The organism is Rhodococcus sp. MPR-R1B, assembly GCF_058793255.1.
The window spans coordinates 1-24,785 of the sequence record NZ_JBXAFO010000020.1; the positions used below are offsets into that span (position 1 = coordinate 1).

At 61.2% G+C, this 24,785-nt stretch carries 22 protein-coding genes and 6 tRNA genes; 10 read left to right on the top strand and 18 right to left on the bottom strand.

Annotated elements, in window-relative coordinates; genetic code table 11:
• Window positions 1-47: 47 nt before the first annotated feature.
• A complete protein-coding gene (locus tag AC1Q61_RS23735) occupies window positions 48-1,112 on the bottom strand; it encodes an SIR2 family protein (protein WP_492651118.1) in 1,065 nt (354 codons plus the stop codon).
• A 2,943-nt stretch (window positions 1,113-4,055) separates the two neighbouring features.
• On the opposite strand from AC1Q61_RS23735, the gene AC1Q61_RS23740 reads away from it, so the two are divergent.
• On the top strand, window positions 4,056-4,751 hold the full coding sequence (locus AC1Q61_RS23740) for an Imm52 family immunity protein (RefSeq protein ID WP_378503802.1): 696 nt from the start codon (window positions 4,056-4,058) through the stop codon (window positions 4,749-4,751).
• A gap of 47 nt (window positions 4,752-4,798) precedes the next feature.
• Window positions 4,799-5,572, top strand: a complete 774-nt coding sequence (locus tag AC1Q61_RS23745; protein WP_492651119.1) for a hypothetical protein — start codon at window positions 4,799-4,801, stop codon at window positions 5,570-5,572.
• A gap of 113 nt (window positions 5,573-5,685) precedes the next feature.
• Here AC1Q61_RS23745 and AC1Q61_RS23750 read toward each other — a convergent pair whose 3' ends face one another.
• The 9 genes from AC1Q61_RS23750 to AC1Q61_RS23790 form a co-directional block, all read right to left on the bottom strand.
• Window positions 5,686-5,850 carry a hypothetical protein gene (locus AC1Q61_RS23750; protein WP_492651120.1) on the bottom strand — a complete coding sequence of 55 codons (165 nt, stop codon included), beginning with the start codon at window positions 5,848-5,850 and terminating at the stop codon, window positions 5,686-5,688.
• Between the two features lie 34 nt (window positions 5,851-5,884).
• Window positions 5,885-6,244: a hypothetical protein gene (locus AC1Q61_RS23755; protein WP_492651121.1), complete on the bottom strand. Its 360-nt coding sequence runs from the start codon at window positions 6,242-6,244 to the stop codon at window positions 5,885-5,887.
• A 42-nt stretch (window positions 6,245-6,286) separates the two neighbouring features.
• Window positions 6,287-6,646, bottom strand: a complete 360-nt coding sequence (locus AC1Q61_RS23760; RefSeq protein ID WP_378503805.1) for a hypothetical protein — start codon at window positions 6,644-6,646, stop codon at window positions 6,287-6,289.
• 695 nt (window positions 6,647-7,341) lie between these two features.
• Window positions 7,342-7,989, bottom strand: a complete 648-nt coding sequence (locus AC1Q61_RS23765; RefSeq protein ID WP_492651122.1) for a Fic family protein — start codon at window positions 7,987-7,989, stop codon at window positions 7,342-7,344.
• 95 nt (window positions 7,990-8,084) lie between these two features.
• Complete coding sequence (locus AC1Q61_RS23770; protein ID WP_492651123.1) at window positions 8,085-8,393, bottom strand: hypothetical protein; 309 nt, start codon at window positions 8,391-8,393, stop codon at window positions 8,085-8,087.
• A 73-nt stretch (window positions 8,394-8,466) separates the two neighbouring features.
• The gene (locus tag AC1Q61_RS23775; RefSeq protein ID WP_161120717.1) at window positions 8,467-8,808 is read right to left on the bottom strand and encodes a PASTA domain-containing protein; all 342 of its coding nucleotides are present in this window, start codon (window positions 8,806-8,808) and stop codon (window positions 8,467-8,469) included.
• A 50-nt stretch (window positions 8,809-8,858) separates the two neighbouring features.
• Window positions 8,859-9,476, bottom strand: a complete 618-nt coding sequence (locus AC1Q61_RS23780) for an RES family NAD+ phosphorylase (protein ID WP_492651124.1) — start codon at window positions 9,474-9,476, stop codon at window positions 8,859-8,861.
• Complete coding sequence (locus AC1Q61_RS23785; protein ID WP_492651125.1) at window positions 9,473-9,862, bottom strand: hypothetical protein; 390 nt, start codon at window positions 9,860-9,862, stop codon at window positions 9,473-9,475. Before AC1Q61_RS23785 ends, AC1Q61_RS23780 begins: the two co-directional genes overlap by 4 nt.
• A 325-nt stretch (window positions 9,863-10,187) precedes the next feature.
• Window positions 10,188-10,361 carry a hypothetical protein gene (locus AC1Q61_RS23790; protein WP_492651126.1) on the bottom strand — a complete coding sequence of 58 codons (174 nt, stop codon included), beginning with the start codon at window positions 10,359-10,361 and terminating at the stop codon, window positions 10,188-10,190.
• Window positions 10,362-10,547: 186 nt separating this feature from the next.
• On the opposite strand from AC1Q61_RS23790, the gene AC1Q61_RS23795 reads away from it, so the two are divergent.
• Window positions 10,548-10,757, top strand: a complete 210-nt coding sequence (locus AC1Q61_RS23795) for a hypothetical protein (RefSeq protein ID WP_161120713.1) — start codon at window positions 10,548-10,550, stop codon at window positions 10,755-10,757.
• 328 nt (window positions 10,758-11,085) lie between these two features.
• On the opposite strand, the gene AC1Q61_RS23800 is transcribed toward AC1Q61_RS23795, so the two are convergent.
• The 3 genes from AC1Q61_RS23800 to AC1Q61_RS23810 form a co-directional block, all read right to left on the bottom strand.
• Window positions 11,086-12,675, bottom strand: a complete 1,590-nt coding sequence (locus AC1Q61_RS23800) for a pentapeptide repeat-containing protein (RefSeq protein ID WP_492651127.1) — start codon at window positions 12,673-12,675, stop codon at window positions 11,086-11,088.
• Window positions 12,676-12,868: 193 nt separating this feature from the next.
• On the bottom strand, window positions 12,869-15,661 hold the full coding sequence (locus AC1Q61_RS23805; protein WP_492651128.1) for a hypothetical protein: 2,793 nt from the start codon (window positions 15,659-15,661) through the stop codon (window positions 12,869-12,871).
• The gene (locus AC1Q61_RS23810) at window positions 15,658-16,008 is read right to left on the bottom strand and encodes a hypothetical protein (protein ID WP_161120966.1); all 351 of its coding nucleotides are present in this window, start codon (window positions 16,006-16,008) and stop codon (window positions 15,658-15,660) included. The genes AC1Q61_RS23805 and AC1Q61_RS23810 overlap by 4 nt, the downstream gene beginning before the upstream one ends.
• Window positions 16,009-16,513: 505 nt before the next feature.
• Between AC1Q61_RS23810 and AC1Q61_RS23815 the strand changes: the two genes are divergently transcribed.
• Complete coding sequence (locus tag AC1Q61_RS23815) at window positions 16,514-17,041, top strand: hypothetical protein (protein WP_492651129.1); 528 nt, start codon at window positions 16,514-16,516, stop codon at window positions 17,039-17,041.
• A 718-nt stretch (window positions 17,042-17,759) separates the two neighbouring features.
• On the opposite strand, the gene AC1Q61_RS23820 is transcribed toward AC1Q61_RS23815, so the two are convergent.
• On the bottom strand, window positions 17,760-18,245 hold the full coding sequence (locus AC1Q61_RS23820) for a hypothetical protein (RefSeq protein ID WP_492651130.1): 486 nt from the start codon (window positions 18,243-18,245) through the stop codon (window positions 17,760-17,762).
• Window positions 18,246-21,585: 3,340 nt separating this feature from the next.
• Between AC1Q61_RS23820 and AC1Q61_RS23825 the strand changes: the two genes are divergently transcribed.
• Complete coding sequence (locus AC1Q61_RS23825; RefSeq protein WP_492651131.1) at window positions 21,586-21,780, top strand: hypothetical protein; 195 nt, start codon at window positions 21,586-21,588, stop codon at window positions 21,778-21,780.
• 232 nt (window positions 21,781-22,012) lie between these two features.
• On the opposite strand, the gene AC1Q61_RS23830 is transcribed toward AC1Q61_RS23825, so the two are convergent.
• From AC1Q61_RS23830 to AC1Q61_RS23840, 3 genes are all read right to left on the bottom strand, one after another.
• Window positions 22,013-22,189 (bottom strand): hypothetical protein, encoded by a 177-nt coding sequence (locus AC1Q61_RS23830; RefSeq protein WP_492651132.1) that lies wholly within the window; start codon window positions 22,187-22,189, stop codon window positions 22,013-22,015.
• Window positions 22,190-22,680: 491 nt separating this feature from the next.
• Window positions 22,681-22,902 (bottom strand): helix-turn-helix domain-containing protein, encoded by a 222-nt coding sequence (locus AC1Q61_RS23835; protein ID WP_492651133.1) that lies wholly within the window; start codon window positions 22,900-22,902, stop codon window positions 22,681-22,683.
• Between the two features lie 344 nt (window positions 22,903-23,246).
• Window positions 23,247-23,318: transfer RNA gene (locus AC1Q61_RS23840), tRNA-Val, on the bottom strand.
• Between the two features lie 293 nt (window positions 23,319-23,611).
• Here AC1Q61_RS23840 and AC1Q61_RS23845 point away from each other — a divergent pair.
• The 5 genes from AC1Q61_RS23845 to AC1Q61_RS23865 all read left to right on the top strand — a co-directional run bounded on the left by AC1Q61_RS23845 (window position 23,612) and on the right by AC1Q61_RS23865 (window position 24,115).
• A tRNA-Gly gene (locus AC1Q61_RS23845) sits at window positions 23,612-23,684 on the top strand.
• Window positions 23,685-23,709: 25 nt separating this feature from the next.
• Window positions 23,710-23,780: transfer RNA gene (locus AC1Q61_RS23850), tRNA-Cys, on the top strand.
• Between the two features lies 1 nt (window position 23,781).
• A tRNA-Val gene (locus AC1Q61_RS23855) sits at window positions 23,782-23,856 on the top strand.
• A 92-nt stretch (window positions 23,857-23,948) separates the two neighbouring features.
• Window positions 23,949-24,024, top strand: a tRNA-Gly gene (locus AC1Q61_RS23860).
• Between the two features lie 16 nt (window positions 24,025-24,040).
• A tRNA-Val gene (locus tag AC1Q61_RS23865) sits at window positions 24,041-24,115 on the top strand.
• Between the two features lie 146 nt (window positions 24,116-24,261).
• Here AC1Q61_RS23865 and AC1Q61_RS23870 read toward each other — a convergent pair.
• Window positions 24,262-24,738, bottom strand: a complete 477-nt coding sequence (locus AC1Q61_RS23870) for an alpha-isopropylmalate synthase regulatory domain-containing protein (RefSeq protein WP_042919911.1) — start codon at window positions 24,736-24,738, stop codon at window positions 24,262-24,264.
• Window positions 24,739-24,785: the final 47 nt, after the last annotated feature.

The following is a 24,785-nucleotide window of genomic DNA, read 5'->3' on the forward strand; positions in this document are numbered from 1 at the left end:
CCAGCAGGGACTAAATCCAAGCCGGGTGGTGAATTTTCGTCCGACGATCACCGATCACTTTTCATCCGACGTTGACACCTCTTGAGCAGAGCGAGAAACTTGCGGGTAAGGACTTCGACTACAAGCGCAGCAAGTAGCGGTTCAGCGTAGGTGCCAAACGTGGAGCGCTTGAGAATCTCTGCGCGGTGGGTGTGGTACTCACTGCCGTATCCATTCTCGAGGATGTCCTGTTGGGTGTCGCTCAAATTGGGTTCAGCGAACACATATGCAGGGCTCGCCGTGTCCCATGGCCATGGGTGAATCTCGGCAGCTCCTGTGAAGACTCCGAGGAGATCGTCGTCCTGCAAGGACAATCCCAAGATCAGGGACCGGTGCGTCCTCGTCCGCTCTTTGAGCGCGTCGCGCATATGCGCGAACTTACTGCTTCCAAAACGGCTGATCTGAGCTCGAGTAGCGATTATCTTGTCGGCATAGTTGTCTGGATCGGTTCGCGCAAGAACGGCGCAACCGTGAAACTTCGCAATTCGGGCGAAGGGAGGTGTGTTGCGCGCATCCTCAGCGGTGACGTACACGTTGAGAAAGTCGGAGACCCCGGTGAGGTTCGTGACTGCCGTTTCGACAAGCCCGTCCCAGTTTCCGGAGGCAATTTCTTTCAGCACCCCTTCGGCGATGAGAATCGCGATGAGTCGGTGAGTCGGACCCGGCTCAAGGCCCGGCGCCCCATATGTATTCGGCAAGTCCGCTGCGGTCATCAGCAGATAGTCGCTCTCATGCGTTCCCACGCGGGTATTCAGTACTTGACCATAGGAGTTTCGTAGAGGTTCGATATCGACTGGAATCCAGCCGATTCGATCGTCTTCGTACTTGCTTCGCTCGCTCGGCAAATAGGTAGAAAGGATGTGAACGAGCGCGTCTCTATGAATCTCGTTTTCTGGCCCGTTCGCGGCCCGATCTCGAAGGAACATAAGGACACGCGTGAGCATTTCGATCAGATCGGGGACCTGGCCTCGAGAGATGCCGGATCCGAGCCAGAATAAGCGGCGTCCGTCGGCGACGTCGTCCACCAAGGTGGTGTGCTCATTGCGAAGTGCACAAATCGCCGTTCGAAGCATCTACCCTCCTCTGCGAAATCGTGATCGAACGCCCACTGTAACCTCCGCCATAATCTAGGAAGTCTGTGTGGTTGACATCCGTGTGCTGGTTGCTTAGCTGCGCTCGGTGATCTGCTTCGATTAACCGACTCTTGAAGTGAATGCCGCGTGCCTTCGATGACAGCGAGGTAGTCGGAGCATAGACGAGGTAGTCGGCGCATAGATTTAGTGATTCTGACAGGCCCGTGCCTGTAAGTTCTGCGTATCCGCGCTGGGTTACGCTCCGCGCACAGCACCGGACGCGGCACCGAACGCAGCGGATGTTGTGCCGGAAGTTCCGTCACGGCCGGGGGACGGCCGACCACCCCGACGAGCGAGCGAGCCGGGGATACAGCAGACGGCCGCAAGGCCGCCACACCCGCAGCAGCCGAGCGGACGCCGGCTGATCGCGGCCCCACCGTGACAGCAGAGCGCGCCAGGGGCGCGAACCAGGCCGACAGGACGCAGCGGCACCCGAGGTTGCGATCGAACGAGTAACCGACCCGGAACGGGCCGCAGGCGCGCCAGCGCCGAGCACCGCTGACGGATCTCCGCCGCAGCGGACCAGGGCACCCCGAAGGGGGCGCCGACAGGAGAGAACGAGAAGGCCGCCCGCGGCCGCCCGAGAGAACCCTGACGGCGATAAGGACCCAAGCGCCAGCGAGGGCGACGAGGCGCCAGCCGAGGAGGTCGTCCCGGCTCTGCCGGGCAAACAAGGGTGTAGTGAGCGAAGCGAACGAAACCCGCCGTGCGTCACGACTCCTTATGCCCTTTTCGAATCGAGCCACAGCATCCGACTACGAGCGTCAGCGAGTTGAGGTTGCGACCGTGGCGTACTGGGGAAACAGGCTAGATTCTCCATCCTTGCGACCGGTCGCAGATACGTGAGACGGCTTCGGAACGGGGGTCGCAAGGATGGCATCGTTTTGCTGTTTCCGCAGTTAAGAGCGGTGAGCCGGTGGGGTGTATGAGCTGCGTCACTGACGGCGTTGGCGCAAACCCCGTTTCTGGGTTTGTGTCAGCGTTGGCGGCGCCTGGCGAGCGGAGCGAGAGGCGTCGTCCCACTGTGGTGGCGTCAGTGTTTACACGGGTCGCGAAGCGGCTCGTGTCCCCATCGGGTCGCCGTGTGGTCGCAGCATCGCTGCGACTGTCCTGTCCCCGGAATCGGGTGGCGGTCGTAGACCCATGCCGGGTCCAGGGTCAGACACAGGCGGGTCGGTACGGGCTCGATCCGACGTGCGCGCAGGTGTTGGCTTTTCGTGGGTCCGGTGCCCGCGCGTGAGCGCGTATGACAGAGAAGCTGGCACCGGTGAGGGCCCCACGAAAAGACAGCACTGGAGCGGGCCGTAGGCCGGGTTGTGTGGCCGCCGCAGGCGGCTGGGGTTGGGCGCGATCTCGCGCCCGAGGGTTCGTGTCGCCGGTGTTGGTTCGCCGGCGTCGAAACGCCACTCGCTTCCCCCGGGGTGATCCGGGTCCAGGGTCAGATACAGGCGGGTCGCCGGCATCGATGCCGGCTGGTTGCGGCCGAGGATCGCCGGGCCTGTGGTTACGGGGCGCGACACGGTCTGATCGGGGCTGGATCGTTGCGGCTGGAGGCCGCTGAAGAGACCGCGGCGGGACTGCCGTGGGAACGGCCGTGACGTCACAGGGTGCGTCTTCGGCGGGGATAAGTTGTCCGCCCTCGGGGGGGGCGCTGCCGGATGGGTCGCAGCCCGCCCCAGAGGGGCCGATGAGGGCAGGGATTCCGGCCTCGACTGGTCCGATGCGGCACGCGTTGGCTGCGGGCCTGCACAGGGTTTTCGTGCCGGCCTGCGAGGCTCGGACACAGGCTCCGGCGCAGCCGGTGGAAATAGGGATAGATGCTGACTCCGGCGCAGCCGGTGGCCTCGACAATGGAGACAGGCTCGGCTCTTTCGGCACACGGTGGTGGCGGCTGCAGCGCTTTTCTGCGGCCGCTCCCGGCGCGAAACGGCGGGGTTACCAGGTCATTCCCATCGATGAATCGAATACCTGGTGCCACCGTGTGCCGAAAGAGCTTTTCACGCCGATGTGGTCTCTTGTGTGTCGTTTCGGTGCGGGTCTTGACCGCGATAAGCGGCGAACGTCGGAATGCTTGTTTCGTGGCATTCGCAGCGATGGGTCGAAAAGGTTTTCTTTCGTGATTCGTAGAGTTATTTTTGCGAAAGTGGATACCAATTACGTGAATAGAAAGAAACAGGTCATCGAATTGTTGTTCTCCGGAAAGGAATGGTCCGGTTTCGCATTAGCGGAGAAACATGTCGACGCTCCCGGGCGGGGGTGCAGGACCTCTGCACCCAGTCACGCACACAGTAAAAGCGCAGGTCACAGGGTTGATGCTGATTCTGCCGTCATAGTGGCTGCTGTACGGCTATTGTGCTGTCTCGACACTGCTCAGTCAGCGCTGATCCAGCCGTGATGGAGACCGCTCTGCTGCTGGTACAGCGGTTGGAGCCTGACCGTTATGAAGGCAGTTAAGGGACAGTAGAACAGCAGTACCGGCGGACAAGAGACGGTTTAACTGTTATACAGACACTCATGAGCCGGTTAGCCAGGTACACCGTCCCGTTAGGGACGATTGTGCAGCCATAGTTCCGACTCGGTCGAACGTGTAGGCAGTTATATAGCCATATAGATGTCTGGTTCGGGGCGTCGAGGTGTGCGCCAGAAGCCGGTAATTGCGTCACCTGGACGGCTGCTGTGCAGTTGTGCGGCGGCACTGAGGCGACCGGAACCTGTAGCGAAAAGGAAGAACCCGCACCTGCCGGAGGGCAGAGTGCGGGTTCTTCGGGTGCCGAACGGCACACAGTCGTGCGCTGCGAGATGACCGAACGATGTGCTGAACTCGCCAGAGTCTGCGGTGTCCGTGGCGACAATGAAGATTCGAGGGTTGGAGAGGGTGGGGCGATGAGCTTTTTCGGGCGGCGGCCGACAGTGGGCGGATATTGGGGCACGCGGGTGCAGTCGAGTCAGGAGGTGGCGCAGACGATGCGGGCTTTCCTCGACGACCTGGAAGCGATCAACCCGGAGTTGGCGTTGCCGTGGGTCTCGACTGCCGAGTTCGACAAGGTGCCCGCGGATCTCAGCGTGGACGGGTTGGTGCGAATCTTCGAGCATTCCCGCTCGAACGAAATGGGATATTCGGACACCCCAGGACCGGGCTACGACGTCGACTTGTCGCCCGAGGACGGGACCGCGCGGCGGATCATCGCCGAGGTCGGCGGACTCGAAACCAGTGCTCCGAACAGTGTTCGGGTGTCGTTGCCGACGGAGAAGCAGCTCACCGACAACCTCCGACACCTGCTCGAACCGGATATTGGAGAAGCGATCATGAAGGTGATCGTCAAGCATTGGGAACCGGAGCGCGCTCGGTGGAGCATCGGCGACTACCTCGATCTGCAACCGCGAGTGAGAGGTCAGATCCAGGTGGGATGGGAAACGTACTTTCATTCCGGAATCACACTCGATCGCAGCAAACTCCCCCGATCTGCGGCGATCGAGGAACTGCCCGCTGGCACGTTGATTCGGTTGGGGGACGAACCGATGCACGTCGCTGCCGCCGACATCGTGGCGGTGCGGGCTGCGTTGGGTTACCCGGTGTAGCGCATGGTCCGGTTGGTTGATCAGAACGCATTCGAACGGGAGTGATCGTGTCTGCCTCATCTTTGCGCCGCAATCCGATGTCTGGATTGACTGTGAATGTCATCGGACGGAAGGGCCCGCCGGAAGCCGAATCGGTCACTGCAGCGCTGGCAGCGCGGTCGCTACAGTTCCTTCGAGAGCTGGATCCGGTCTTCGACGTCGACTTTTACCAAACCGTCGGGGATCCGCTCCCCGACGGTGCCGGGGTCGAGCAGGCCTTGGGGTCGAATATCCGTCAGATCCTCGTACCTCCGACGGAAGAATCGATCGAAGCTGCATTGGTCGAGCGCAGGCGCTCCCCCGACGCCACCGACGGTGTGTACCCGCTCTCGCTTCCGCAGCACATGACCCTGTATTCAGATGCCGGCGACGTCAGAGTCGTTATCAGTTTCGGGGGCACCTCGGGGGCCGGCGCATTCGTATGTGCCTTTGCCGACGAATCACTGATTTCGCTGTCGTTGAAGCTGGTCCAAGGGCTGACCGACATCTGGGACTCTCGCGTGACCGTGCTCTACCGCCGAACCGAATCATCGCCTCAGTACAACGTGCCGGGTGACGCGATCGTGGGCAGTTGCACCTACTTCGCTCCTGAGTTGCCGATCGAGGAAACGCAGCTCCCGCCCAGCGTGGAGGCATTTCCCTACCAGGACGGCACAATCGTCATCCAGAAGAATCTGTCCACGCCGTTGGCCGCTGAGGACATCCGGAGCATTCGGGCAGCAGCTGGGCTGCCGACCGAACGACCGGACATCCATATCCCCAAAGGTTTTCGGCGACTGTGACCACTGCGGTGGCCTCAGTCGGCCGTAGAAAAAACGAAGAACCCGCATCTGCCATGGAGGCAGATGCGGGTTCGTGGTCGATTGGGTCTTCGGGGACTGGCGCTTCCCTGCCTCTACCATCCTGCCGCGATGGCGCGGGCACGCTGCTTGCGGCGTGTGCCCTTGCGAGGGGTAGGTACATGCTTGGACGCGGCCGACGACCGACGCAGCTCGAGGCGGGCCCGCAACTGTTCCGGGGAGGCCGGTGCGGTTGCATCAATCCTCTTCTTGGTGGCCATGGCCGGCTCCCTTCTGGTTGTGCGGGCAGGTGGTCTATTCGTACGAGACGAACAACGTGATGTCGTCCATTGGTCTGTCGGTGGTGAGTTGTTCGAGGGTTACGAGCATCTCGGAGATGTCTGTGTGCAGGTCAGGGAGCTCGTGGGCAATCTGGTCGATCGCCAATCCCGGACTCGTGGGAGCGAAGATCGCGGCCAGCGGGATGGGGAACCCCTCCTCCGAGTTGGCGGCCAAGTCGAAGGCTTCAGCGATCGCCGGATCGGAGCCAGCCGGGGTGAAGGCTTCGCGGAGAGCGTCTCGGTAGACCCTCGACGAGGGTGTGGTCAGACCTGGGATCAAGCGCAGTCCCTGGTCAGTGTGGGCAACGATACTGATAACCGCAGAGGATGCCATCTTATTTCTCCTGGTCAGAGTGATGTGTGGGTTTCAGGGCGCTCAGGCGTAGACGGGTACCTCGACCGAGGCGAGATGCTCCAGGACTCCGAGCACACCTCTGACGCTGTTGAGCGTCAGTCCGCCGTCGCCGAGCACCCATGCGATCCCGTCGAGGTCGCCGCTGCTCAAGGTGACATTGGTGTTGTGTTGGTCGGGATCCTCGAACTCCAGACCAGCGACGACCAGCTGATCGCGTGTGGCCCCTTCCAACTGAGCGACCGCGTCGAGTTCTGCGCCGATCTCGTCGGCGGACTGTCCGAGATCAATCGGATATGCGTGCAGCAGGCTGACATGCGGGCCCGGCTCTGCGGGGAGGACCAGCAGCGTGATTTCTGCGCGTTCGATGGTGGTGACAGTCATGGTGCGTCTCCTGATCGATGAGTGCCAGGCTCGGACGGCCGGGATACCTGGTTGGTTCGCAGTTGTTCCGAAGTTGGCTTTGCCAACTGCATCGATACGGTCTGGTCGACTGAGACCTGTCACGCGAAAACAAGAAACCCGCACCTGCCGTGGGGGCAGAGTGCGGGTTTGCGTGTCTGTTTCTGTAGATGAATTCAATCCCGACCATGCCCATCAGTGGTGGACAGGGTGTTCGGGTGGGTAGGTACATGGCTGGTCGGTGTGGTGAGCTGCGCAATCGTTGATGCCGCAACGGCACCAGGTGTCGTTGACAGGCGACCGATCCTCGTTGATACAAGGAGCGGAGGGGTCATTGCTGGCCGGGCAGGAGTAGTCACCGCAGCTACAAAATGGACCTGCGTAGTGTGTCGAGGCTGCCGCGTAGTCGTCGCCAGGTGTGTAGAAATCGGTGTCCATGTGTCCGCCCTGTGTTGTGTGTCGGTGAGGTCGCAGATTCTCCGCAGTCGGCTCCGCCGACCATCGAAATGGTGCTGCCAGCGGGGAGTTCGGTGTCGAACGGAGAAGAACCGTGACGAGCGCCGTGGTGAGCAGCGTGCTCGCTGTACGGAAAACAGAGAACCCGCACCTGCCGTGGAGGCAGAGTGCGGGTTCTGTGGTGCTGGTCAGCTGTGCGCAGTCTGACGGATTTACCCTACTCAGTGAGGTAGGTCGATGAGGCCGTGTTCGCGCAGCAGATCCTTGACCGCGTCGTGCTCGCCGCGGAGGTACGCCTTGGCGAGCAGGTCGTTGAAGGTGTCCGAGAGCTGCGGATCGTTCTCGTCGACGGGAACGACGAGCATCCGGCCGCCACCGATGAGCAGGCTGTTCGCCACGAACAACGCTGTGCGCTTGTTCCCGTCCTCGAAGGGTTGAGCTTTCGCGAGCTCGACGAACAGATCCAGCGCGTGTTCGGTCACATCCTCGCAGGTCAGCGAGGCTATGAGCTGTTGTAGCCCGTCCTCGGTCAACGCGGGAGGCGTGTGCCGTCCGTGTCGGGTGTGGACGCCGATCTGCTGGTCCTCGGTGCGAAGCTGACCGGGGTGCAGGGCTCCACGGCGGGTGATCTGGGCGTTGACGGCGCGGACGTAGGTGGCGTCGATCGGCTGCTCGTGGTGGTCGATGATGAATTGTGCGACGTCCCGGAGGTCTTCGAGCAGTGCAAGGTCGGCGCGGGAGAAGATTCCGGTCAGGCTTCCCGATCGCAGGAAGTTCTCGGTGTCCCGCCGACTGGTAGTGAGGCCGTCGAACACTTTTCCCGAGGAGTAGACGGCGCCGGCCAGGTCGGTGATGTTGATCGCGGACAACAGCGCTCTCCTTACTTGGCCGGCAGCCTTCGATGATCCCCGGGAGCGGAACGCGAAGCGATTGCGTACCCGGACTCTGTGCGGTATCTGCAGAGCTAGGGGAGATCGTTTACACGTCCGAGAAGATCGCCCGCTGCTTCGTCGTCGGAGAAGATGCGGGCCACGAGGCGTGCGGCGGGGGCGATGATTGTCTGTTCAATCTTTAGGACAGACGACACTGTCCAGCCAATCAATTCCCCCGGTCCGGGGGTGGGTGCTCCGAAGAGTTCTTCTAGGACTTCCGGCTTGTAGCCGAGACCGACCAGCGACTCGGCGGTGTACCAGTCGTCTTCGGGTTCAGCTTCGACTACAGGGGATTCTTTACCGGCGGCTAACTCGTCAGGTGTGGCTTCACGGAGGCGCATGTCTAGCTCTTCCTGTTGTAGGTGCAGTTTGGGTGGTCGCGGGCGTTTCAGGCCACGGGTGGTGGAGCGATGGTCACCGCCGTTGGGAACCTGGCGTGAATGTGACAACGACACGTGCGTCGCTACTTACGACGGTTCCCGCTGAAGGCTCGATTCCAAATGCCCGCCAGTCTTGAGGTTGGCTGATCGAGGTTGTCGAATCGTCTTTGGATGCCAGCTGGACATTGGTGAGTCCTAGCTTCTTCAGCTCATCAACGACGATCGCGCCATTGCGCCCGTACACCTCCGGAATGGTGACGTAGACCGATGCGGTAGCGGACGTCGTCGGAGAGGGTGCAGTGTGAGGCTCGGGAGCGGCACAGGCAGCACCCCCAAGTGCCGCCGCGATTGCCGACGCCGCAATGATTCTCTTCATCAGTTTTCCTGTCGGTAGGTCTTGCTCCCGAAGATGACATCGATCAGCACTTAGGCCACGGGTGGTGGAACGATGCGCACTGCCCGTGGCGGGCCGGCGACGATGAAGCCGCAGCGTCGAGCAGCAGCGACGAAGGGTTCAGGGCTTGGGTCGATCGGCCAGGAGGCCTCCCCTGCGTCCCCGAACAGGCCAACTGCGTTGGGGTTCGGCCCGGTGGTGAACCGTGTCTGATAGCGAATGCCGGCGAAGTGGGCGTCGAACGCTGCTGCCCACTCTTGAGGGACCGCGTAGGGGGTCATGGACGCGAGTTCTCGGGTCAGACCGAAATCCGCGGCCTCGTCCGTGCAGGTGTCGGCGAGGCGGTGGTCATGCGGCACGGTCAGAGTCGACAGCTGGCGGTCGGCGGAAAACGCATGAGTGATGACTCCGGTGCTCGCGAGAGGAGCTCCGACGGTTTCCCGGATCGCGGTGAGCTCGTCATATGCGAGGTAGCACGTACCTCGCGGCGGGTTCAGATCGAACCGTCCGCCGCCGGAGGAGGCGAACCACCACGGACCGTTTCCGGTGCTGTGTCCACGGCGGAGCTTCTGAGCCGTGGTGAGCGTGGAACCGGGGAACCGTCGCAACGACCGGGACGGCGAACCGAGTGCAACGCTGTCGCGGCTCACGCGGCCCACCGCTGCGCGTCAGCGCGGGCCAGCTCCAGAGCTTTATCGACGGGGTGACCGCTGGTGATCCAGTCGACCGCGCTGCGGTCGCCGAGTTCTTCCTGCGGGCTGCGCAGCCAGATTGCGCAGGTCCACGGGTCGGCGCTTTCACGAAGCGTCTGCCACAGGGCGATCAGGTGCGGGTGCACCGTTCGGGAGTCGGTGAACTGCCAGGTGGGATAGACCCACTGCCCGCCGTCGAGCTGGCAGGCGATCACGGTCCCTGCAGAGACAGCCTTGTTGATAGCTTGGCGGCTCACTCCTCGCCACTGGGTGAGGCTGGGAGTGTCGTAGAACGGGCCGACGAGTTTGTCGTAGAAGCCGCTGGAGGATAGCGCTGCGGTCATGGAGGCGTCTCCAAAGGACGTTGGTACGGTTGATTCTCGTAAGCCCCTAGCCAGCTAGCACCAGTGCCGAGTCGCTAGGGGCAACTGCTTTCTAACCTGAGTACTTGCACCTAAAACGTGGTTTCTAGCCAGGCCTACACACAACGTGTCCGCGTGGGGGCTGTTGGGGCGTCGACGCGGGAGCGTGGGTTGAACGATGATTTTCACTGGAGGCCCTCACTGACAGTCGGTGTCGAGTTTCGTGATGGTCGCCAGCTCAGGGAGACAAAGAACCGCACCCGGGTCGGATGCGGGTTCCTGTTTGGGGTCTGCGGCTGTGGCCGTGTTAGGGCTTTTCGGCTGGAGGGGTGGTAGGGCGACCTTCAGCGGCGTCACTGATCCACTGGGGTACCTCGCGGCCGCCGCGTTCACGGAGTGCGATCGAGGCGCGGGCTGCTGCGGCAGCGACGTTGCGCCGTTCTTTCGGAGTCCAGGTCTTGCGGGCTTCTGCGGTGGTCATCGTGGGTCCTCCTGCTCGTTCCGGCTGTCAGTGTCCTCTGTTTGGTCGGGTTCCGCCAGTGCACGCCGGGCGGATCGGTCGGCGACCGCGACTAGGTCGTCTTGCTCGGTGGTGGTGATGAGCGGTGAGACACGCATCCGTTCTAGAGAAGCGTCGCACGAAGACATCTCGGGAGGGACACGGTTCATGACGAAGCCCAGACGCCTGATCGCCACCGGAGCGTTTGCTCTAGCTGCCACCGGCGCCGCTGTTGTCGGTACCGTCGTTACCGCGCCCGTAGCCTCTGCTGCTGTGGCTCCCGGCGACTACACCTTCACCACAGTTAACTTCGGCATTCCGTCCGCTTCGCCGGCCAGCGTCCAGAATGGTGTCCTGACTCTGTTCTCGCCCCTCTGAACTACCAGATCATCGACGTTCCCGGCGGCGGCTTCATCGACTCCGGACAGGGTCAGCGCTACTACCTCGGTGGCGAGAACTTCTTCGGTCCTTTCCTGATCGGCAACAACACGCTGACCCCGCGCTGATCGAACCTGATCGGCGCATAGCTGCGCATAAAACGCCGTCTCGTATTGCACGAGGCGGCGTCTTCTTTTTTCGTGACTCCCATGCCGAACTATGAGTTGCATTCGGCGTGGGGCTGGCGATGACACGCTGACCCGCGCGTCCTAGAAATGATCTGATCTGCGACATGATCCGCTAAGTAGCGGGTCATGCGGCGATAGCGCTATTCGTGTTCCTTGGCCTCGTCATCGTCCTCTACACTAGGTTGTGCCATCAAAGCCGGTGGCCAGACATCCGGTGAAACATTCTCCGGCTTTAATTTATGCATTATAAATGGAATTTGAGCGCTCCAATCAAATTCCACGTTTGCCCACACTTCCGGTCGATCAAAAGACACATCTTTGGCGAAAATGGAACCCCTAAATTTTATTCGACCGCCAATGAATCTTGCATTGTAGAAGGTGGTGCCACCCTCGTTATTGAACTCCGCACCAACAAAGGTGGCCTTGGTGGCACCGAATTTTGACTTATCGAAAGACGTCTGGTACCCGTTGAACTTAACATAAGCGAAACGCGTCGATCCTGCAAGAAACTCGGCGTCAATGAAACTGGTGCTGGCACTGGAAAATGCCGCTCTTTGGAATGTCGTATTTTCTGCTTGAAACTTTGCTCGGTCGAAGTCCACCGCTTCTCCTGTGAAGCTCGAACCCTGGAACGACGTCATGGAGCCGTCGAAGGTGGCATCGGAGAACCACGTTCGGGCGCTGTGCAGCTTAGCGCTTACGAACAGTGTATTTTTACTCTTGAACTGAGTGCCCTCAAAGGATGTATCCTCGCCCCCGAACTCGGAATCTGTGAAGTTTGTAATGCCACCAGCAGAGGCAAATTCGACTCGATCGAATCTATTGTTCTTGCTTTTGAACTTTGCATCAGAGAAATTATTGTAGGTCCCAAGAAACTTTGCTTCGTCAAACGTCGTGAGGTCGCTATAAAATTGCGCCCCGCCGAAACGCGTCGACGACACGAAAGTTGCACGAGTAAATCGGGTAGATGATCCGAGTAGATTTGCGCGTTCAAAAGAGACACGTTTGTTGAATATTGCGTTAGAGAAGTCCGCATTGTCGAGGTGCGCGCCGGTGAAATCGAAATCTAGATCACTCCATTTGACCTCGCTATCAGGCTTCAAGTGAGCAACAATCGTGAGAATGATGCTTTGACGTATTTCACGATCGTCCAGACGGTATTCGTAGTGCTCCTCGACGATTCGGTCCGTAAGAGTGTTCCGGACTATTCTGCTCGTCTGATTCTGGCCGAGGCCCTGCAGTGGCGCATAGGGCGTACGAATGTAGCTGCACAGGACGTTGATGCAAGCTTGCGCCTCGGACTTATTTCCGCGTACCAGCCAGTCGTTGGCAAGAGCTTCCATTGCGTAGACGCCAGCAGTACGAACAGCTGAGGCGGGATCCGCGAGTTGGCCGGCGATGGTGGTGAATCTGTCGCGCAAACCGCGAGTGACTTCGAGATCATGAGAAGTCTTGAAATGTCTCTTGGTTTGCCTTCGTGTCCAAATTCCGGTCAAGTACACGAGAAATCCGGATAATAGGACTGCAAGGCTCGCGAGCACGGTCGCACATGGTTGAGTCAGCCCTTCGGGCGACGACGATGCCGAGTCGAGGAAACTTTTCAAGTCTTCAAGTGTGACGGGGATCGTCGGAGACGAGGGTATTTCAGCAGGCGGCAGAGTTTCCACTGGAATATCCGGCAGAACTGGAGGCTCGGTCGTGGGCACTTGGGCGAGCAGAATGGGCAGCACAGTTCATCTTCGCCTGCACTGCGTCGATTAGTAGATGGGCGCGCCGTGACCGCCCAGGCGAAGACTTCTTTATCGGAGTTCAAGACCTTTCCCGAAGCCACCACGAACTCAATGGCAGCAGACCGCGAAGCATATTTGTGGTGCTTGCTTAGCTGTCGACAAAGTGCCGAAGTTCGCATCTTCGAGCCATCGCCTACCGGCTGCCCGACGCATGGCCACGGTTGGCATGGATCAGTGTCGTAGCTTCCGAACCCAATCGACGCATTAGGTCAGCATCGGCCCCGATCTGGTCGAGGAACTCATGGAACACCGGCCTGACGATGACGTCGCGCTTACGATGTGTCGGCGTTGAATGCTTGATCAGGTAGAAGGCGTTGTTACCTGCCAGCGGCCGCCCCGACAGCAGCCGCCCCGACAGCAGATCCCGCACCACCGCGACGTACTCGTCGACGAGACCATCGTCTCTGGCGTAGTGAATGGTCGCCCCGTAAGAAGTGGTCAAACTGCGTCGCATATATCGTGCAAGCTCCAGATCGACGTTATGTTCTTCCGCTGTCCACCAACCGATCTGAGCGAGCATTCGGCACGCAACATGACCATCGCTCTCCACCATCGTCGAGGCGACCATAGAGGTGAGTAGTCCAGGGAAGTTGTTGTTGAAGTCTGGCTTGTTCTCCGTCATCACCAGTGGCGTCTTCGCCGGTACGGGCTTGGGAGTAGCGGGTTTGCGCCGCTTCTTCGTCGCCTTGTCTCGGCGCTGTGTGTCCTTGGCACGAAGTTTCGACGTACGGGCCCGCGGGTTGGACCGGCGCACGCAGTACTCGAGGATCGTCTCCGCCCATTTCTGGTCGGTCTCAAACAGCGAGCCGCGGCGCGCCAACGCCGCGGCAGCCACGTGCGCACATGGTCCGTCGGGCAGACGGTCCAAGACGAGCAGGGTCTCCAGATAGGTGTGACGGTTGATCAAGGCATCGTTGCCGAGGACATCGGTCAGCGCCCATTCGAGATAGGGATCTAGCTGATAACCGGCGGCAGTGGGCTGGAGCTTGACGATCGTTCGGAGCCGGTCGGGACCTGACCATTCGGGATTCTTGGCGGTCGCGAGGAATCGCAGCAGGGCGAACAGCTCCCTTTTGGAGCGCACCTTGAAGCCCTGCCGTGTAATGCAGTCCGTCGCGATGCGCACCTCGGCGGACTCGGGGAGGGCCGCCGCAGCAAAGAACATCGGCGCCTTCGGGGCGGATCTGGCCATCCAGTGCTGCCACAGATCGGTGCTGCCGTCGCTGTTCCCTGCAGCATGCGACAGCATGAACTGGCACGTCGACTCCGCGATCCACGAGCCGTCGGTCGCCCTCGACCACCATCTTCTGACCTCGGGGTCGTCGGCCGAGTCCACAAAACGTGACACGCGATATCCCCAGAGTGCGGGGAAGTCGGTCGTGAGGGTGTAGTGAGGTGCTTCGATGAGCTCATCGCCGTGGGTAAGGATGCGGACAAGACCCGTCGTGGCGAGCTGCTCTAGGAGCGCATGATTAGCGGCCACCCCGGCGGGAAGCTGAAGGTTGTGCGACGGTTCCGCGGAATGGTGTTGGGCAATGTCACGCACAGTGGCCTCGAGCGCGGTCGGTGCGGCATTGAACCTGCGCGCCACGGCATCCTTGATCCACTCCCAGTAGCGTTGCACGTACTGTACCGAGTTGGCGTCGGTGAGTGGCGGCCCCGCTGCTTCCAGATCGCCATTGAACACGGCCAACCGCATAACCGCGTTCAATGGCGTGTACAGGTGGGTGAACTCGAAGGCGAACGCGTTGCGGTCCCTATCCGCCGTCGCCAACTCGGGCAGCGACAACCCCGTCGTCTGCAGAATCTTCAACCCCAGACCGTGCTCTCGATTGGCGGCATCCAGGTCCAGCCAGCCCGTGGCGCGTTCCAGGGTGGACACCTCGTGGTCAGGCGTGTCGATGTATTGGCGGTAGGCGATGCTCCTCCAAGTCGACGCCACCGGCGTGACTACATCCAGCCAATTAGTTTCGGACGCGAACACCCACCGCACCTTGTCGTATCGCGACAGGTGGTCTACCAGCCTGTGCAGTTCGTCGAGGAGCGTTGGTGTCGCCCGTGCCCACGAGTCCAGGTCGTCGACGAGGAACGTCACCGCGACGTCACCGTGCTCAGTCCGACGGAGACCACTCAGGTCGCCGAGCCCAACGTCTTTCCGACCGGTCGCCTCGGCCAAATAGCGTTCGACGGCCACGACGATTGTGTCGGCGGCGGTCGCCGGTCGGACCCAGATCACCAGGTCACCCTTCATTGTTTCCTTGTACGCGATCTCGGTGAGGAATCTGGACTTCCCACTACCGAAGAGGCCCGCTATGCACAACGCGAGCCCGAATTGGGGGTCGTTCACTTGGCGGGCGATCCATTGTGCCGCTCTCGCCGCGTGCTGGTAGGTGGACTCCCTGTCCTTGTCGCGAGAACTCAGCCTGGCGAAGATCGTCTCCAAATCAGTGGTCTTCAGCAGGGCCAGTGCTGCCCGCACTCCTGCATTGGTGGCTGCAGAGTCCACATAGTCGCGACGCCACTGCCTGATCTCCTCAAGAGAATGCCGTTGCCGACCCACCTCCAAGGCTGATTCGATGTCGTCGAGGTAGGCAGCCACCCGCTGTTTCCAGCTCTTGCGTCCGGCATACGTCGCCCAGGCGGAAAAGTACTGGGGCCGTATGTATTCCGGATTGGCACCGAGCTTCGAATTCTGTCTTCGGTGGATCTCTTCGAGCTGGTATCGCAGCAGTGCGTCATGGCAGTCGCGGGCATCGGCCGGGCTCAACGTCGCGGCGGCGATTACGATCTGGTCGATGTGAATCTGATTGTGAACGTGGTGACCGTCGAAGGTGGCATAGCCGTCGTTGACGTTCTGGGTGACAGACTGGGTGACAGATCTGTCTCGAGCAGTACCAGTATGGTCCGGTCGACGGGGCCAACTCATAAAGGACGAGGCCCTTTCGGTGTGTCCCGCGAGCCCCACGTGTGCGTGCCGCCAATCGTGCCGATGCTCCCTCCGTCGATCACTTGTGTGGTGTGCGCGCCGGGTGACTGCGAGGACTGGGCTGGTGGTTTCGCGGTCTCGCTTCGCAGCGCGATCGCCAGTGACACCACAGCTAGCAGCAGCGCGGCGATGCCGATTCCCCAGCCGGCCATCGTGGCGCGGAACGCTTGATCGTCTGCCGCCGGCGGCGCACCGCTAAGTACCCACGCCACCGACCCCATGCTGATCAGCAAAAGAAGAACGGCGGCGATGAGCCAGAATCGTTTCGATGCGGCGCCCAACGTCACGAATAGATTGTGACATCAGTGAACATCATCCGCCCAGCATTTCGCACACATCACGGTCATGCGACCCCGGTCATCGATCCCGTGACCTGGACTGTTGCCATCAGGGAACAGGCTGCTGGGCGAACCTACCGCGCACGAGTCGCGGCGGACGCCGCTCCAAAATGATCTGACCAGCGTCCCAGACAGCCACGACGCCGCCGCTGAACCGGAACCGTCACACAGGCAGACAGCCTGCCGTATCCATGCAGGTCAAATCCCTTTATGACTCAACCCATATTGCTCGGCAAGGTGGGTTGTTCTGTCAGTTTTCGCGGCATCCCGCCAGATCTCGACAGTTACGTATTCACGCCGAAACCGCTACCCTCTACCCCGCCCACATGTCACTCCCTATTTATGCGCGGTAACCGACGAGAATTTCCTTTCTCGCAGCGTCTCCGGGAAAAGGCCACCTCGGCGCATGTTTCGGATGACGAAAAGTGTCGGTGGGGGTCGCTAACGTGCCCGTATGGCGTCTCAGCGAGAAGTACCGGTCCCTGTCACCCGGGAAAACAACATCGCCGCGGCCGCGGCGCCCGATCTGACCGACTCGATGACCGCCAAGATCATGCAGTCGATGTCCGCCTCTCACTCGGACGGCACCCTGAAGACCTACGCCTCGGCCTGGCGCCGCTTCGAGAGCTGGTGCCAGACCAACCAACATGCGGCGATCCCCACGCACCCAACCACTGTTGCCGCGTGTCTCGTCGACGCTGCCGACACATTCACACCTGACGGGGAGCGGGCATTTGCGCCGTCCACCCTCTCCAAGTGGGTCGCCGGGATCTCGCACACTCATCGCCGTAGCGGTCATATCAGCCCGACCGAACACGAAACCGTCCGAGCCACCTTGTCCGGAAACTCTATCTCTCCAGCATCGAAGCCCGCGTCCTGCAGGCTGTCGGCTGCCACCGTCACCGCCCGTTTGAACCGCGACTCGAGGAGGTCCTCGAGAGTGAACGCGCGAGTTCCGCACCGACCCCAACTGGCGCACTAATCCGGGGTGCCGCTGACCAGATCGGTTGCCCTGTACCGCAAGGCAACCGAGTTGGTCTTCGACATCATTAGACCCTCACGCGCGGCCGTACCACCGCGGGGTGGGTTGCTGTCCTGGGCCGCCCCCCACCTTGCGTGCCCTCATCGAGCTGGCAAATGAAGGGAACCCATCGCCTACACCCCCAGGTGGGCCAGTGCCGCCTCATTCGCGCACGTCGAGATCGGTGCTGAGGTCAACCGCCACGAACTGCACCTGCTGCCCCCGGTACCGGCTCTCGCTCACAAAAGTTCAACTTGTGCTCTTGCTTCTCGATCGCCTCGAGGAGTGGATAGGTCGGCGGTGGGCTGGCGGCCATCGTCGCGGCCCACATCAGCTCGGAATCATGCACGTCGACGGCACTGCCCAGCCAAACACCTCGAAACCTCGCTAACCTGCGAGATCATCGCAGACAACGTAGAGAACGGAAGTTGAGCAAAGTCATCCAGAGCACCCGCTCAGTACGGTGCCGTGGTGCTTGGCATCGAAATCACAATGTCAGCAGCACCGTGCGGCCGCGCGCGTTGCAGATGGGACAGCAGCCGGGGAACCGGGCAGTCGCGCTGTCAGAGCACGAGGCCGCTTGCGGGGTTCTGTGGTTGGAGCGCCCGGTATGTGCGCGGAGATACTGAACCCCCAATGACCGTGACAGCCTGTCGCTTCATGTTGGAGTGTCGCAATTTCACTCGGTCCTCCAGTATGGACTCAGCTCCGGCAGCTCCCCAAGGCCAACCACTGCTTGGTACTCGTCATTTTGCTCGTCGACCGCGGCTGCCAAATCATTGAAGACCGACACGAATTGTCCAGTGTTCAAATAACCATCAACCCGCGCAGGGTTCGGCCCGAAGAGGTATTTGGTGACTGTCTCGATTAGACGTTCACGGGCTGACGCAACAGCCGCTGGATTCTGAGCCAGCCAATCGTCGGAATCCTTAGCGAACAAGGAGCTGTCGGCGGCCTCGTGGAATCTACTTTGGTCGAACTGGCTGTCCCAGAGCACTGCTCCAATTACGTCATCGGGAGAAGACCGCGAGATGGCGGCAGCAAATGCTGCCAGACCAGTCGCCTCCTGTTCTGGGCGCGCATACCCCGTTAGCGTGGCGGCCGGTTCTCCGTCCGGAGTCGGCCAGCCGATGATCGTTATGTTCGTGGGTTCATTCGTTTCCATAGGAATACCTTTCGTGATTACCGCATCTGCGCTGCGGTAATCGATGTTGGCTCCGCCAATTCTCAGCCGACCGGGCGCAAGCACTTCAACACCGAGAGAATTCTTGTTGCCAGGCGGTCGTGAGCAGGTCGAGTCCAGGCTCCGACCAAACATGGGATCACATAGCAGTCACGCTCATCTAGGGACTTCCCCGACCTGATGGACGTCCCGGCGGACGCATGTGTCGCCCGCGCTTCGTCCGAACGGTCGGACGAGCTGTTGCGACACTCGCAGCTGAGAACTCCTCACCGACCTCGAATTCTAATTCGAGCTGTCGTTTCGGCGAGCGTTCGCGCAGCCCATCAAGGATCCGGCGCAGCACACGCTGGGCCCTGCGGTGCTCGGTACGTGTCTCGGCGTGCCAAGCAGCCCTTTCAGCATTGATCCGAGTCCTCAGTGCCTTCAGCCGCACTAGCGCACCGGTAGCCTCCTCAGCCCGCCGGACTGCGTCACCTGCGAGAGCCACCCATTTCGTGCGGCGACCTCGATCAGTCCGCTCGACTAGCTGCGCGGCCACCAGAGCATCCAGCAGGCGGAGACAGCCGTAGCGCCGGGTACCCACGGGCAGATCAACCTCAGAGGCCAGGACCGCTGACGCTAAGGGAGTGGAGCTTGCCAGTAGATGGGAGTAGACCCGCCAGCAGTCAGCGCCCAGCAGGCCCCAGAGCGGGGAGAGCGGCTCGCCGACGGTAGGTGTAAGGGGGGATGGGGGTGGGGTCGGAGTGCACAGGATTGTGACGTCATGTTCTGGATATGACTGGGATAAAACAACTTCTGGATCTACGAGCGAGTATCGGGACGCTTCTCGGGGAGCGGTCTGCGCGTAAGGGGTGGAGACCGCGAGGGCTCGCTGTTCTACGAGACCGTCGAGGAGAGCCTTGGCTGTGCCGATAGAGGCCACATTCAGCCACGACATCAGATCTCGGACCGCGATAGGGCGGTCAGTGAGTCCGTGGCCATCAGTGAAGCGATGCTCGAGGATGGCGAGCATCGCGATGGCCTGGGCAGGGCGGTCGGTCCAGGAGCACATTCGTTCGCGGACGCGGTCAATAACGCCGCGCTCAGCGCTGCTCAGTGGTGGGCGATGCGCACGTGCCCGGGTGGCGATGGACTCCCAGTGCGCCCGGCTACTGCCCGGGGCGGTGCTGTCCCGGCCAGTGAACTTCTCGAAGACCACGCAGTTTCGGTAGTACCAGCCAGAAATCGACCAGTCGCGGATGCCCGACTGCCACAGCCTCCATGCAGCTTCGGTGGCTCGGTCTGAGCGGGTACCGACAGGCGGGTGGCTCATAAGGATCCGCCAGTCCGCGTAAGTGAATCGCTTCCGCCGGCGCCATGCCCGCGGCGCAATATCGGTCACAACGGCCGGTGATGCGTCTTCAGGTGATGTCCGCACGATGCCGGTAGCGGTGACCGCATCAATGCCCACATTCGTTGGCTGCAAACGCCTTTCGCTGGCAGGAGGTGTCGTATCACCGACATCGCGCCGGGTCGATGGGTTGATGCTGACGAGGGCAGCGCGGGCCCGGGCGGCCGCAGCGGCGGCTGACAGGGGCGTGCCGTCAACATCGATCGGTCGACAGAATTCGCCGCCCAGTTTGAGTGAGGCCGAGCCGGGCAGCCGCAGGTAGCGAGCTGGGGTGAGGACATCGACCGCCCGGGTGTCGTATCCAGCCCACGTGCGAATCTCATCGATCTGGCTCCTCAGATGGGTCCGCGCCCAGGCCGTAGCTGGCGCGAAAACCATGTGGACCGAATTGGGTGATCCGGAAGCGGCCAAGTAGACCAGCGGTGCGCCCACCCTCTCCGCAGCGTCCAGGACCCCCGACTGTATGACGTCGGCGCATCCATCAAGGTCAACCGTCAGAAGATCAGGTCGGATTCGAGCAACCACGGCATGGGCGGCGTCACCTCCGCCGAGTTCCTCAGCTTCGGCGATGAGTGCTATCGGGTTGCCGGGCTTCAGTGATTGTGCACCATCAGTGGAGTCGGCGCCCTTAATCAAGGCTCGGCCGGGGACGCTGAAGTCTACGATCAGCTTGTAGAGCTCGCTCCACCGGGGCGGAGCAGAGCCAGCGTGGGGTGATTGCAGTTCTGCAACATGCGAGGCAGTGATTGTTGAAACATCTTCTGGGCAGCATGTACCCTGAGAACACTCCGGCAAGAGTGAATCCCTTCGGGGATAGGCATCATCGAGAATCGAGCTGGTAACTCGGCCTCAACGCACCTTCGACGGACCCCCGGCCTAATCGTGCCGGGGGTTCTTCAATTTGTAAGCTAAATGGCGGTGTCGCCGGGGATACGGCGGTCAGTCGCGGGTTTTCCGAACGCACTGGCATACAAGGGGATTCGCCATTTAGTCCCGGGACCCACGCGCTCGGCGCCCGGAATCAGACCGCGGATCAGATATCGGTGTAGCGAGCGCAACGGGATCCCAGTGGATTCGGCAAAATCACGCGCGCCCACAAACCGCGGCAAATCGGACGACCCCCCGTTTGCGCCAGTCCTGCCGCTTTCGCCGTCCATGGACTGACCATAGAGCGTCGGATGCCTCGGGCGCAACACCGCGCGACTATCGAATCATCCTACAGGAGAACACGTTTCGCCTCGAGGTTTCTCTACGGCAAAGTGGTGGAGAAACTCGAAGAAACTCGGGATCGTCCGTTCTCGCAGGTCATTGCCTCTACGAAATAACTCGGCCAAATAGTCCGATTCTGATTCCCAGGCTGGTTTATTTCGCCGACAATCGGAGCGGATCCCAATTCGACCAAGAGATGTCCACGACCGCGTACCGCAACGCCTCCTTCCACCAGTCGTTCAGAGTCCGCGACGCTATCGCGCGGCCGTCCCAGTGCATGAGCACGTGGAGATCTCGTTCCCGACCCATGCTTCACCCGCTCACTTCTTGGCGAACTTCTGTCGTTCCTCCGTATCCCGCAGAACGGTCAGTACTGAGGCCGCCAGTTTCAGTGATCTCCGCGCGGTGGCAGTCTTGCCATTGCTCTGATCGATGGTTCGGCCTGTGACGCGCCCCTAGTCCGTGCGGCCACCGCGATGCTTACACCGTCCAAATTAATTGCGCTCCAGCGAAACCCTGCCAGATCACCGCGGCGTAACCCGATCAGCGTCAGGTGCACCATAGGCGCACGGACCACGGCCATGTGTCGAGGTGACCACGGTCCGACGACCAGGGCCAAATCCACCCAGAAGTGCAGCGCCACCAGTCGCGTAACCTCGCCCTCACCGAGTCGGTCGGATAAGTCCAGCGCACCTTCGTAGGCACCGGCGTCGGGTGATCCGAGTGCGGCGCGGTGAGCCGCTCTCGGTCGATCTGCTGACAGCGAAGGCTGCGAAAGAAGCTGCCGAGAAGGCCATCTCGGCCGCTCGCACCACCTGTACCGACGCGAACTCGCAGCGGCGTGCCGAAGTCGAGCACTGCATCGCAGAGTCGGGTACCGGCGGCATTGCCCAGAACGACCTCACTGGCTTGGTGTGAAACTGCACCACCACCCTCGCGCTACTGCGGAGGCGACTCCCCGAGACCATGAGGTCACCGGAGGCGGCCAGGTGCCGGAACGCCGTGTCAGTCCTTGACAGTTCGCAACCGAGGCGCCGCGACCCCATCGGCGTCTGCGTCCTCTCAGGGTGCAGCGTCACGACCGCGTCGGGGTCTACATTCACCGCCGCACCAGGCGGCCCGCTCGTGCCCTCTTGACCTTCGTGGTTGATCACCACCACCAAGCAGCGGATCCGCAGCCCACTACGAGGCCGAGCAACGGTTGGCATCCGCGGGCATCGTTCTCGACATCCCATCGCGCGATTGCCTTGACGAACGAATCGATGATGCGGCGACGGGACGGGGCTGCTTCAAGGCCCCGCAGAATGCCGCTCAGCGTCTCAAACACGCTCTTGCGGCGCTCACCACCCAGTGCAGACGGTCGATGATGTCCACTGCGCGCTCACAGATGGCGTCGTCGAGCATCCCAAGCATCCGCAGGCGAGCCATACGGCTCGCCGACACCATGCCCGTCCCGGCCCCGGCACACAATCACGGTGGCCATCAGGAAGCCTTCTCCGCGCCCTTGGCACGCTCGCAGGACTCTCCCCATGTGATTACCCACGGTCGCCTTGCTTGGAAGAAGCGCAGCCAATCTCGGGCGCCAGGCCGTCCAGATAGGGACAGTTAGCTTGTCGCGGGTGGCCACGACCTCTCCGAGCTCTACAAGGTTCAGCGTGCCGGCCGTCACGGGTACGACGATCCGGTCGCTATGACCCGTGTCCGCGATGGACTAGCAGTGACTGCCGTAAGCGACGGCGTGGCATTTCGTTGCCCCAAGACTCCCTAGCCTTCTTCAAGCCCCCGTCAGCGCCGCTGGCGGGTTTTATGCGTGCGGCGTCAGACATCGCTACCAATACCGTCACTGTGACCGTTGGCCAGCAGTGCGCGCAGGCTTTCTGCCGGAATACGCACCGGTACACCCGGCTTACGGGCAAAGAGGGTTTTCAGCTGACCGTCGGCAAGCAAGCGCCAGACGGCGCGTTGGCTGATTTGCAGACGTTCAGAGACCTCGGGCACTGAGAACGCACGAAGGTCAGGAAGGGCAGATGCAGAAGACACGACGGAACTCCAGAATTACTGGTTGTTCCGCACGGCAGGTGACTTTCTGCGGCTGGCGTCATGTGAGCGGCCTGCTGTTATCCCCGAGTTCCCTTTTCGCTACAGGCGGCTATGAAACCGCCCGATCACTGCTCTCAGCAGGTATTCCCTACCAACGGGGGCCGTATGACATCGAAGATACCAGAGCTGCGTCAGAGCGTGCCGCTACCAGGCCAAGCCGTCGCAAAACAAGCCGTGCCCGCGGAGGCCAACAAATTGGCAAGGCCCACATAGGGCCCACGGGCCCGAAAAGGAAGTACCCTAGAAATGCAAGAAACCGCCTGTTACCAGGCGGTTTCTTGTTGTGGTCCCGGCTGGGATCGAACCAGCGACCTTCCGCGTGTGAAGCGGACGCTCTCCCACTGAGCCACGGGACCGTAAGTCATCCGAACGCATGCGCTCGAACGAGTTGGAACATTAACACGGCTGCGCGATGAATACGAATCACCAGGTTGGCATTCGTTTTGCTCCAGGCGACCCCGAAATCTACGAATTCGAGCTGATTTCAGACCGTATTCATCGCCAAGACGGACAGTTGCAACGCGCGCAACGGGCCGATTCGACTCCGAACACGCCACTGAGCTGGTGATTTGTGTGTATCCGACACGGTCGGCTAATGTTTCCAACGCACCGAGGAGAGCGAGCAGCTCTCCAAGCAACACGGTGCGATGCGGACGTGGCGCAGCTGGTAGCGCACAACCTTGCCAAGGTTGGGGTCGCGGGTTCGAATCCCGTCGTCCGCTCGAGAGGTGTGACTCAACCTTTTACGGTGGAGTGGCCGAGTGGTGAGGCAACGGCCTGCAAAGCCGTGCACACGGGTTCGATTCCCGTCTCCACCTCGCGCGATTAGCTCAGCGGGAGAGCGCTTCCCTGACACGGAAGAGGTCACTGGTTCAATCCCAGTATCGCGCACCACGTCAGGCCCTAGGGCCTGATGGTCAAGACCTGCTTGCAGGTCTGATAAGTTAGAAAAGTACTGAGTTCCGGTAACGGAGTTCATTGCTCATGCGGACGTGGCGCAGCTGGTAGCGCACAACCTTGCCAAGGTTGGGGTCGCGGGTTCGAATCCCGTCGTCCGCTCCATTTTTCTCCAGAACCCGCGCGATTAGCTCAGCGGGAGAGCGCTTCCCTGACACGGAAGAGGTCACTGGTTCAATCCCAGTATCGCGCACCATTTGAGAATGCAAGAAGCCGGAACCTCAGGGTTCCGGCTTTTTGCGTTCGAGCGCCGAACACACGGGCCGCAGTACTGACGCAAGCCCCCTCGGGCATCCACGTCAGTACTGCGGTTGATGTAGCTGATCAGATTGTTGTAGCTGCTCAGTGAGAGAAGCGGTTCGCTGCCGAAGTCATCGCGCGCAGCGAGGACTCCGTCGACGACTCCGCAATACCCATCGCCCAGCTCCGACGGCCGTCGCACTCGGTGAAGATGAACGTCGCAGTGCGGTGGCCGATCTGGTGCTGATGGAAAGACAGGATCTCGAGCGAGATTCCCGCGTCGTGCAGCATCGACGTCATGGCCGAGATCGCGCCGGTCGAGGTGGCGGACGCTTTCTGGATACGCTCCCCCAGACCGAGAGTCGCTTCGAAGGCCCAACGACCCGGCGCAATCTTCTCGGAGGACCACGCACCCAGACGGATCGGGCCGCTCATAGCCGCATACGTGGACTCGAACTCGGTCCACGACATCGCTGAGCATTCGGCACGCAAGCCGGCGGGCAGAGATTTGCCGTGACGCGCCGCGAAGGGATCAGCAGCAGAAGAAGAATCAGAAGCGAAAGCGAAGTTGTAAGTCATGATCGTGGTCTTCCTGGAATGAAGTGGAGGACCAACTGGTAGCAAGA